The following is a 10,892-nucleotide window of genomic DNA, read 5'->3' as shown; positions in this document are numbered from 1 at the left end:
GTGGGAGAGTAGGTCACCGCCGAACACAACTTGATAAACAGCGGGAGGGACTGATGTCCCTCCCGCTGTTTCTATTTGTTCTAGAGATCTAGAGATCAATTTCAAACCCGATCCAGAGCCGGCACACCGGCGCACGTAAGGTGAACGACGTGAATCATTCCCGGTCAGACAACGCAGACCAGTCGCCCCGCCGCGGCGACCGCGACGTAGCCCGACGGGGCGACCGGGCCGGGAACTCCGGCCGGCGAGACAACACTTCATACGGTGAACGTCGCGGCAAACGCTACGACGGCAGCAGCAGCCAACGCAGCTCCGAAGGTGGCGCCCGCCGACGTGACGACGCCCGCGGCGAGTCCACCAGAGGTCGCCCGCCCCGCGCAGGTGACAGTCGACGACAGTCCAGCGATCGTCGGGACAATGGCAATCGTAGGTTCGACGACAGTCGTACCGGTTCCGGCCGACCGGGCCAGGACGCTCGCGCGGCTGCCCGAGCTGATGAACCAGTATTGCCCGAGGACATTGAAGCCAGCGATCTCGACATGGAGATTCGACGCGACCTGCGGAGCCTCGACAAGTCGAACGCGGAGATCGTGGCCAAGCATCTGGTGGCAGCCATGCACTTCGTCGACGAGGATCCGACACGGGCGCTCGAGCATGGGCGTGCCGCCAAGAACCGGGCGGGACGTATCGGTGTCGTTCGCGAGACCCTAGGTGTTCTCGCATACCGGGCTGCCGAATGGGCCGAAGCGCTCGGCGAACTTCGTGCGGCACGGCGGATTTCCGGGGGCCCTGGCCTGCTGGCGATGATGGCGGACTGTGAACGTGGCCTCGAACGGCCGCAACGTGCTATCGAGATCGCTCGTGGTGACGAATCACGAATGCTCGAGGGGGAAGACCTCGTTGAGCTCCGAATTGTCGAAGCCGGTGCACGAGTCGATATGGGTCAGTTGGACGCCGCCCTTGTGACGCTTCAGGATGCGGGAGTATCCGCAGACGCCCAGGGTGAATCCGCGGCACGACTCGACTACGCCTACGCCGAGGTGCTTCTCGCTGCCGGCCGTAGGACAGAGGCTGCTGAATGGTTCTCTCATGCCGTCTCGGCGGATCCGGAACAGACCACGGACGCCGAGTCCCGACTCGCGGAACTGGGTGACTGATCTAGCCGTGAGTATCCCCAGCCTTGCCTCGATTCATGACGCTCTTCTGGTTGACCTCGATGGAACGCTGATCAGGGGCACCGAAGCGATCCCCGGGGTAGCAGACGCTCTCGAGCAATCCGGTCTGCCCGTGGTTTATGTGACCAACAATGCGAGCCGCGCACCCGCCGATACAGCGGCCCACCTTCGAGATTTCGGTTTCTCCGCAAAGGCTGACGAAGTCATGACCAGCGCACAGGCTGCCGTCGTGATGGTGGCCGACCTTGTCCCTGCCGGCGCGAAGGTCTTGGTCGTGGGGCATGACAGTTTCCGTGAACTCGTCCGTCAGGCGGGGTTCGAGGTGGTGACATCCGCAGATGATCGCCCCGATGCGGTTCTCCAGGGGCTGTCCAGGGAACTGACCTGGTCGGACTTGGCCGAAGGATGTCTGGCGATCCGTCAGGGCGTTCCCTGGGTCGCCTCGAACACCGACGCAACGCTGCCGACTGAGCGAGGGTTGCTGCCCGGAAATGGCTCTCTTGTCGCCGCGATGCGGACGGCGACCGACCGGGAACCCCTTGTGGCGGGTAAGCCGGCGGCAGGGGTGCTCAAGGCTGCGGCGGAGCTCGCTCGTTCCAATCGGCCGCTTGTCGTAGGCGACCGATTGGACACGGATATCGAGGGTGCGGTCGCCGCCGGAATGCCGGCACTGATGGTGCTCACGGGTGTACACGGCCCCACCGACCTCATGGCCGCACCGCCGGCCCGGAGAGCCACGCATCTGGCAGACGATCTGACCGCGGTGAATGTCGCGGACGAAGACTTTGAGATCGCCACTGCCCCGGATATCGCCGGAGTGGAACACGACGGGACACTGCTGGTGATGGGTATTCCGGATCATCTGGACCACACGGCTCTCGCTCGTGCCGTCATCAAGCATTGTTGGGCCCACGAACTCAACCGCGTGGATGCAAGCAGCCCGGCAATCAGGTCGAGGCTTGTCAATGCCGGCTTCGTCGTCGGCTAGCGTGGAGTACGTGAGCACTTCGGCGCCAACCCCCCGTCCCGGGCCCGCAGGACCCGATATCGACGCTCTTCGCGTTGCGTTCGACGACCTGCTTAACGACTCTGTTGGGTCGCCAGAGCCTCTTGGGGGATCGCACGGTGATTCCGATTCGGCGTCGGTGCGTGACGATCAGGTCGCCGCGCTCGATGCGGCCCACGAGCTTCTGGCCGACGCGCTCACCGCATTGGATTCTCAGAGCTGATGGCAGCGCGACGCATGCGGCTCGACGCGGAACTTGTTCGCCGCAAGATGTGCGACAGCCGCGAACGTGCACGCGACCTCATCGCTGGCGGCCGGGTGATCGTCAATGGTGTCGCGGCGAGCAAGCCGGCGACCCAGGTCGAGCCGACCACCTCGATCGCTCTGACCGCCACCGATGAACCGGACTGGGCATCCCGGGGAGCGCATAAATTGCTCGGGGCTCTGGATGGATTCGACGTCGTGGTTGAGGGCGCGCGATGCCTGGATGCGGGCGCGTCCACCGGAGGGTTCACCGATGTTTTGCTCAGTAGGGGCGCACACCGGGTCGAAGCAGTCGACGTGGGATACGGCCAGCTGGTCTGGCGTCTGCGGAGCGACGAGCGCGTCGGTGTCCATGACAAGACAAATGTGCGTTCGCTCGATCCCACTGACATCGGGGGAGAGGTGGACCTGGTGGTCTCGGATCTCTCCTTCATCTCCCTGGCATTGGTCCTGCCGGCCTTGGCGCTATGTACCCGGCCCGGGGGAGACCTTCTGCCGATGGTCAAGCCACAGTTCGAGGTGGGGCGCGACAGAGTCGGGCAGGGTGGTGTGGTCCGGGACCCCGGACTTCGGGTCGAAGCCGTGACAGAAGTGGCCCGGGCTGCCGGCGAGTTGGGACTCAAGACGATGGGATGTGTGGCGAGTCCGCTGCCCGGTCCTTCAGGGAACGTCGAATACTTCCTGCATCTTCGTAAAACCGACAGCGGAGAGCCGTGGCTACCGGACGACAACGCTGAAGCCGCTATACGTACAGCTGTAGAGGAAGGTCCCCGTTGACTGCCAAGACCGAGAGCGTCCAGGGGCGACGGATACTGCTCGAACCCAATATCGGACGACCGGACGTCGTCGCCACGGTGGCACAGGTGGTACAGGCCTGCGCCGGGCACGGCATCGAGGTGCGCATGCTCGAGGACACCAGCTCGCACGTCGCACCAGGCATCGACGTGGAGACGATCCCGGACACGTCCGAGGCCGCTGTCGGTTGCGAGTTGGTCCTGGTGCTGGGCGGAGACGGAACGTTTCTCCGGGCCTGCCAGTACGCTAATGCGGCCGATGTCCCGGTTCTCGGGGTCAATCTGGGGCATATCGGCTTTCTCGCGGAATCCGAGGTCGAGTCACTGAGCGGCGTCGTCGAGCAGATCGCCGCTCGGGACTATCGAGTAGTGGAGCGAATGACCGTCGAGGCGACGATCATGCACGGTGACACTGTTCTCGGCCGTGACTGGGCGCTCAACGAGGTCAGTATCGAGAAGGTCTCCCGGCAGGGCGTACTCGAGGCCTCGGTCGAGATCGACGGAAGGCCGGTCAGTGATTACGGGTGCGACGGGATGCTCGTGTCCACGCCGACCGGGTCCACTGCCTACGCTTTTTCTGCCGGCGGACCTATCGTGTGGCCCGAACTGGACGCGATTCTGGTTGTTCCCAACAATGCACACGCGCTGTTCGCACGGCCGATGGTGGTCGCGCCCACCTCGAGAGTCGCGGTGGAGACGGGGGTGCGTTCCGTTGAGTCGGTGGTCGTACTCGATGGACGTCGAACGATCGAAGCGCCGGCGGGAAGCCGGGTCGAGGTCACCAGGGGGCGTCGCCCGGTCAAATGGGTCCGACTCGACGATTCTCCGTTCACCGATCGACTGGTGACGAAGTTCGAGCTTCCTGTCACCGGGTGGCGTGGACGGTCGGCTGTCCGTCCCCTCGCCTAGGGTGGGTGCGTGCTCACGGAACTCCGGATCAGTGGCCTCGGCGTCATCGACGAGGCCGTCGCTGACTTTTCACCCGGCCTGTCAGTCCTCACCGGCGAAACCGGTGCGGGAAAGACGATGGTGGTGACAGGGCTGAGGCTGCTCGCAGGCGGCCGTGCCGACCCGGGGCGTGTCCGACGTGGATCCGACAAGGCTCTCGTCGAAGGTCGCTTCGACTTGTCGACGGCGGCGACGATCAACGATGACGACCGACGCGAACTTGACGAGTTACTCGACGAATCGGATGCCGATCGTGACGAGGACGGCAGTGTCATCGCCGTTCGCCGTGTCGGCGCGGATGGTCGCTCCCGTGCACGCCTCGGGGGTCGATCGGTCCCGGCTGGCACACTCGGACGATTCTGCGCGCCACTGCTCGCCGTACACGGGCAGAACGACCAGTTGCGATTACTTCGCTCCGACCATCAGCGGGACGCCGTCGACACCCATGGAGGGGACGAGGCCCGAGATGCGTTGGCGGCCTACAGGCAGACCTACCGTCAGTGGCGGGAGGCCGAGGCGTCCCTCGCCGAGCGCACCGGACGTGCCAGAGAGCTAGCCAGGGAAGCCGATCTGCTGAAGATGGGGCTCGAGGAAATCGATGCCCTGGCGCCGCAGGCAGGCGAGGAGGCCGAGCTCGACGCCCTGATCCGAAGGCTCACCGACTCTGAGGAACTACGCGAGGTCGCCGGAAGTGCTCACGAGGCGCTCACCGGGGACGGTGAGTCGACAGAGCCGATGGTGGGAGTGCTCGATCAGCTCCGGCAGCGCCTGGCCGGGACCGACGACCCCGCACTCGATCCGATTGCCACCAGTATCGGGCAGGCCGTCGCGGCGCTGGGCGATGCGGCCACCGAGCTCGGCCTGTACCTCGCCGAACTGCCCGAGGACGCGGCCGACCTCGACTCGGCGCAGGAGCGACGACACGATCTCCGGGCGCTCACGCGCAAGTACGGCACTGACGTGGACGATGTGATCTCGTGGGCGGAGAAGGCCCGACATCGACTGACCGAGGTCGACACCTCGGACTCCGCGGTGGCCGAACTGGAGGCGACCGTTGCTCGCCTGGCGGCGGAGCTTTCCGACCGTGGCGACACGCTCACGAAGATCCGGCGGACCGCCGGCGCGGACCTCGCCGAGCGGGTTTCGGCCGAACTGTCCAAACTGTCCATGGGCGGATCCCGACTCGCGGTCAATGTGGTCAGGAACGGCGAAGGACTGGACGGCGCGAGCGAATCCGGCCTCGACGAGGTCTCCCTCGAGTTGGAGGGTCCGTCCGGCTCGGTTCCCCTGGGTAAAGGTGCCTCGGGCGGCGAACTGTCCAGAGTTATGCTCGCGCTCGAGGTGGTGCTCGCCGAACGATCCGGGGGAGGGACGCTGGTGTTCGACGAGGTCGACGCCGGAGTCGGCGGCCGCGCGGCGCTGAGTATCGGAAAGCGACTCGCGAGACTCGCCCGCACCCACCAGGTCATCGCCGTGACCCACCTCGCCCAGGTCGCGGCCTATGCCGACACCCATCTCGTCGTCCACAAGGACTCGGATGCGGACGCCGGTGACACCGTGGTCTCCGGGGTCAGGGCAGTGGCAGACGCGGATCGGGTCACCGAACTCGCCCGCATGCTCGCGGGCATGGAGGACACCGACACCGGGCTCGCCCACGCCCGAGAGCTACTGGACACCGCACAGAAGCAAAAGTCTCAAGCTCAAGTCGACCGTTAATCCGACACGCCGGACTAACCTCCCTGATCACACGAATCACACGCGTGATACTCGGACACATGAAGATGTCGGGTCTGCTCAACCGCCGTTCCACTGAACTCGCCGGTGTCGTCGGCGCTGTCCGCCACATTCCCGCGGGCGCGTCGGCCCCGAAGAAACTCGGGGCCAAGGACATCGTCGTGCTCGACCTCAACCGCACCTCCGCGGAAACCGCTCGCGCGGTCGTCGCGGCGGAGGTCGCCGCCGTGGTGCACGTGGCGCCCTCCGGCGAGGAGAACCTTCCCCGTGCCGCGTACCGCATCCTCGCCGGATCGACGATCCCCGTGGTCGAGGACGCCGATCTCTCGGAGGTGGCGGACGGCACCAGGGTCCGCGTCGACGAGGGCGTGGTCTACGCCATCAAGGGCGACGAGGAGCTCGCCAGCGGGCGCGAGGCCGGCTCGGCGGATCTGCTCGCCGAGGTCGACGCCGCCGAGGGGGCGTACGTTGAATCCGCGCTGGCGCACCTGGCGAACTCCACCGAGTTCCTCAGCATCGAGCACCAACTCCTCCTCGACGGCGAAGGACTGCCGGAGATCGATGTGGAGTTTGTCGACCGGCACGTCGTCGTGGTGACCGGGTCGGAGGTCTCGCGTGAGCAGCTAGCCGACCTCAAGCCGTTCATCCGCGAGTACCGGCCGGTGCTCGTGGGCGTTGACGGCGGTGCCGAGTTCCTGCGCGCCGCGAAGCTCAACGCCGACCTGGTCGTCGCCAACCCCGCCGAGGTGTCCGATGAGGTCCTCACCGACGGTGCGGTGCTGGTCGTACCCGCGGACCGCGACGGTAAGGCCGAGGGGCTCGAGCGGATCACCGAGCTCGGGGTGGGGGCCACGACGTTCCCCGCCGCCGCGACCGCTCGTGACATGGCACTGCTGCTCGCCTTCCACGGTGGAGCGCAGATGATCGTCACCACGGGCGAGAGCCGCGGACTGGAGAATGCGTTCGGGTCGTCGTCGGCGCCGTCGTCGACCATGGTCGACACGACCGTCGCCTCCCGGCTGGTTCATGCCGAGGCCTGCGCGACGCTGTACCGGTCGCGGGGCGCCGGGATCGGGTTGGCGCTGATCGTGCTGGCCGCGCTCGTCGCGGTTGCCGTCGTCGTCCTCGCCCGTGACTCGGCGCAGGACCTGCTCGTGTGGGCCATCGAGACGTGGAACTCCTTCGCCCTGTGGGTCCAGGGGCTATTCCGGTGATCTCTCTTCGTCGCCACGTTCTCACCCTGGTAGCGGTCTTTCTCGCACTCGCGGTGGGCGTGGTCCTCGGATCGACGTCCGTAGCGACGTCGATTCGGGACGCGGTCGTCGACCGGGAGGAGACGACGGCGGGACAGCTCGAAACCACCCAGAAGGAACTGAACGACTCGCGCCTGGCAGAGGATCGCCTCGATGCACTGGCAGGGGACGTGACCCCTGCCGTGACCGATGGTCGACTCGCGGACCGGCCCGTACTGCTGGTCGTGGCACCGGGCGCCTCCGCTGAGGAGGTGGACGCTGTCGCCGAGGCGATTTCCGGAGCCGGAGGTATCGACGCCGGCCGGATCCGCCTCACCGACAGGGCCGTGGATCCGGAGGCCGACTCGGAGTTGTCCGCGCTCGTGGCTAATCTGCCGATCGGTGATGCGCCCGCCGCCGACGCGGATCTGGGAACGCAACTCGGTACCGCGTTGGCCCGCTCCGCCATGCTGCGGAGCGAAGATGCCGAACCGCATCTCGAGGACGACGACCGGGCGACGGTGCTGACGACGCTCGCCGACGCCGAGATGATCGCGTTCGAGCCGGGGACGATCCGGCCCGGCCAGTTGGCGGTCGTGGTCACCGGCCCGGTCGAGGACGAGGCGGCTGCCGTCCGCATCGCCTCACTGTCCAGCACCCTCGATTCGGAGGGAGCGGGGGTGGTCGTGGTGAGCGGGATCCGACCAGGAGCCGGCACTGACACCGTGGTGACCCTGCGGTCCTCCGGGCAGGAGGATGTCTCCACGGTCGACAGCGGTGGTACGGACGCGGGCCGGCTGGCGACCGTTCTGGCGCTCGCCGAGCAACTCGAACGCGGCCAGGGCGACTACGGCATGCGGCAGGATGCGTCCGCCGCGGTGCCGTCGGTCCCCCCGAGGCCGTAGCGGTGATAGCCTGAAGCCCCGTGGGGTGCACCGGAGCCGCACCAGCTTTCATCCATTCCGGAGTCTGACACGGGAGTCCCCTTGGCACTGCATCGAACCGCGTCGCGGTCCGCGACCAAGCACATCTTCGTCACCGGCGGCGTGGCGTCGTCGCTGGGTAAGGGGCTGACTGCCTCGAGCCTGGGGCAGTTGCTGACCGCCCGCGGGCTCCGGGTCACCATGCAGAAGCTGGACCCGTACATCAACGTCGACCCCGGCACGATGAACCCCTTCCAGCACGGCGAGGTGTTCGTCACCGAGGACGGCGCGGAGGCGGATCTCGACCTCGGCCACTACGAACGGTTCCTCGACCGTGACCTTGGCGCCAACGCCAACGTCACCACTGGTCAGGTCTACTCGGCAGTCATCGCCAAGGAACGCCGCGGTGAGTACCTGGGCGAGACCGTGCAGGTGATTCCGCACATCACCGATGCGATCAAGGACCGCATCATCGCGATGGGCGACCCGGATGCGGAGGGAATCCAGCCCGACGTGGTGATCACCGAGGTCGGTGGCACCGTCGGCGACATCGAGTCCCAGCCGTTCCTCGAGGCCTGTCGTCAGGTCCGGCACTCGGTCGGACGGGAGAACATCTTCTTCCTCCACGTGTCCCTGGTGCCGTACCTAGCCCCGTCGGGTGAGCTCAAGACCAAGCCAACGCAGCATTCGGTGGCCGCGCTCCGCTCGATCGGCATCGTGCCCGACGGCCTGATCCTCCGTTCCGACCGTGAGGTGCCGGACGGCCTCAAGGCCAAGATCGCGCTGATGTGCGACGTCGACCTCGAGGGTGTCGTGTCCACCCCGGACGCGCCGAGCATCTACGACATCCCGCGCGTGCTGTTCGACGAGCACCTGGACACCCACGTGATCCGCAAGCTCAACCTGCCGTTCCGGGACGTTGACTGGACCGTGTGGGGCGACCTGCTCGGTCGGGTCCACCAGCCGCGTGAAGAGGTCGAGATCGCCCTCGTGGGCAAGTACATCGACCTGCCGGACGCGTACCTGTCGGTCACCGAGGCGCTGCGGGCCGGCGGGTTCGCCCACCACGCGCGGGTCAACATCCGGTGGGTGGAGTCCGATGCCTGTGCCACAGAGTCCGGCGCCCGCGAGGCGCTGAGCGGTGTCGACGGCATGCTCATCCCGGGCGGATTCGGCATCCGGGGGATCGAGGGCAAGCTCGGTGCGATCTCGTGGTCGCGCAAGAACGGCATCCCCCTGCTCGGACTGTGCCTGGGCCTGCAGTGCTCGGTCATCGAGGCCGCCCGTTCCGTCGGGCTGACCGGCGCGTCGTCCACGGAGTTCGAGCCCGACACCCAGCACCCGGTCATCTCGACGATGGCCGATCAGGTCGATGCGGTTTCCGGCAACGCGGACCTCGGCGGGACGATGCGACTGGGTGCCTACCCGGCCGTGCTGGACAAGGGCTCGATCGTCGCGGAGGCCTACGGCGCCACGGAGATCTCCGAGCGGCACCGGCACCGCTTCGAGGTCAACAACGACTACCGCGAGAAGATCGCAGAGTCGGGCCTGCGGTTCTCGGGCACCTCGCCGGACGGCCACCTGGTCGAGTTCGTCGAGTACCCGCGTGAGGTGCATCCGTTCTTCGTCGCCACCCAGGCGCACCCCGAGTACAAGTCCCGGCCGACCCGCCCGCACCCGCTGTTCGCCGCGTTCATCAAGGCTGCGCTGGACTACGAGAACGAGATGCGCCTGCCGGTCGAGCCGTGGCGTGAGGGCCAGCAGGGCGACGGACAGGCGGCCGAGACCACCGACGCGACCGCGGCGGCCGCGGACGACGAGAGCTGACCGATGACCCACTCCGGTGCCCCCGGAACGCACGACTACCAGACCGTTGCGAGCCGCGAGATCTTCAACGGCCGGGTCGTGCGCCTGCGCGTCGACACCCTGACGATGCCGGGCGGGGGCACCGCGGACAGGGAGATCTGCGGCCACGATGACGCGGTCGCGGTGGTCGCGATCGACCCCAACGATCAGGTGATCCTGGTCCGTCAGTACCGCCACGCGGTGGGGGAGCGACTGTGGGAACTTCCCGCCGGACTCTGCGACATCGAGGGCGAGTCGCCGCTAGAGACGGCCAGGCGGGAGCTGGTCGAGGAGACCGGGCTCGAGGCTGACCACTGGCGTCCGGTGGTGGAGACCGTGCCCTCGCCCGGCTTTTCCACCGAACGGGTCCACATCTACCTCGCCACCGGACTGCGTGAGGTCGGGCGTCCCGAGGCGGAGCACGAGGAGGTCGACATGGAGGTGGCGCGCATGCCACTGCCCGAGGCCATCGACGCAGTCCTGGACGGGCGAATCGTCAACGGCATCGCCGTGTCCGGAATCCTCGCCGCCACCACGGTGCTCGGCAGAGCCTGACACCACGGCACGATCGTCGACAGACCAGAGATGGCCGGGACCGCCTCCATACACGCGCAGATCAGCGGGTATCTGGACCACCTCGTCGTCGAAAAGGGCTCCTCACCCCACACCCTGGCCGCCTACAGGCGCGACCTCGACCGCTACCGGCGCTACCTCGAGGCCGCGGGGGTGACGGACCTGACGGGGGTGAGCGAGGCCCACGTCGAGGGTTTCCGCGCCGACCTTGCGACCGCGGACCCCGACACCGGCCGCAAGGCCCTCGCGGCGAGCTCGGTCGCGCGCGCCCTGGCCGCGGTCCGGGGCCTGCACCGATTCGCCACCCGGGACGGGGTGACCGACGTCGACGCGGCGTCCGCGGTCAGCCCGCCAACCCCGCCGAAACGCCTGCCCAAGGCCGTCCCGGTGGACCGGAT

Annotated in this window: 10 protein-coding genes; all 10 read left to right on the top strand. The window is 67.2% G+C overall.

The annotated features are described in order from the left end of the window. Positions 1–539 precede the first annotated feature (539 nt). A complete protein-coding gene (locus G6016_RS16895; RefSeq protein WP_187354387.1) occupies positions 540–1,157 on the top strand; it encodes a tetratricopeptide repeat protein in 618 nt (205 codons plus the stop codon). Beyond that, on the top strand, positions 1,150–2,163 hold the full coding sequence (locus tag G6016_RS06525) for an HAD-IIA family hydrolase (protein WP_338403542.1): 1,014 nt from the start codon (positions 1,150–1,152) through the stop codon (positions 2,161–2,163). Before G6016_RS16895 ends, G6016_RS06525 begins: the two co-directional genes overlap by 8 nt. A 240-nt stretch (positions 2,164–2,403) precedes the next feature. Continuing rightward, on the top strand, positions 2,404–3,222 hold the full coding sequence (locus tag G6016_RS06520) for a TlyA family RNA methyltransferase (protein ID WP_182631868.1): 819 nt from the start codon (positions 2,404–2,406) through the stop codon (positions 3,220–3,222). Next, positions 3,219–4,148: an NAD kinase gene (locus tag G6016_RS06515; RefSeq protein WP_182631867.1), complete on the top strand. Its 930-nt coding sequence runs from the start codon at positions 3,219–3,221 to the stop codon at positions 4,146–4,148. Before G6016_RS06520 ends, G6016_RS06515 begins: the two co-directional genes overlap by 4 nt. Positions 4,149–4,157: 9 nt before the next feature. Further along, complete coding sequence (gene recN, locus G6016_RS06510) at positions 4,158–5,903, top strand: DNA repair protein RecN (RefSeq protein ID WP_182631866.1); 1,746 nt, start codon at positions 4,158–4,160, stop codon at positions 5,901–5,903. 59 nt (positions 5,904–5,962) lie between these two features. Beyond that, positions 5,963–7,135, top strand: a complete 1,173-nt coding sequence (gene steA, locus G6016_RS06505) for a putative cytokinetic ring protein SteA (protein WP_182631865.1) — start codon at positions 5,963–5,965, stop codon at positions 7,133–7,135. Beyond that, positions 7,132–8,058: a copper transporter gene (locus tag G6016_RS06500; RefSeq protein WP_182631864.1), complete on the top strand. Its 927-nt coding sequence runs from the start codon at positions 7,132–7,134 to the stop codon at positions 8,056–8,058. The genes steA and G6016_RS06500 overlap by 4 nt, the downstream gene beginning before the upstream one ends. An 81-nt stretch (positions 8,059–8,139) precedes the next feature. Beyond that, positions 8,140–9,903: a CTP synthase gene (gene pyrG, locus G6016_RS06495; RefSeq protein WP_182631863.1), complete on the top strand. Its 1,764-nt coding sequence runs from the start codon at positions 8,140–8,142 to the stop codon at positions 9,901–9,903. Between the two features lie 3 nt (positions 9,904–9,906). Then, positions 9,907–10,476, top strand: a complete 570-nt coding sequence (locus G6016_RS06490; protein ID WP_182631862.1) for an NUDIX domain-containing protein — start codon at positions 9,907–9,909, stop codon at positions 10,474–10,476. A 30-nt stretch (positions 10,477–10,506) separates the two neighbouring features. Further along, on the top strand, positions 10,507–10,892 hold a 386-nt coding region (locus tag G6016_RS06485; protein WP_182631861.1), incomplete at its 3' end, for a site-specific integrase.

Source organism: Dietzia aerolata (assembly GCF_014144865.1).
GTDB lineage: Bacteria > Actinomycetota > Actinomycetes > Mycobacteriales > Mycobacteriaceae > Dietzia > Dietzia aerolata.
The sequence above is the reverse complement of the archived record's forward strand: the minus strand, read 5'-3'. Positions and strand labels throughout refer to the sequence as shown.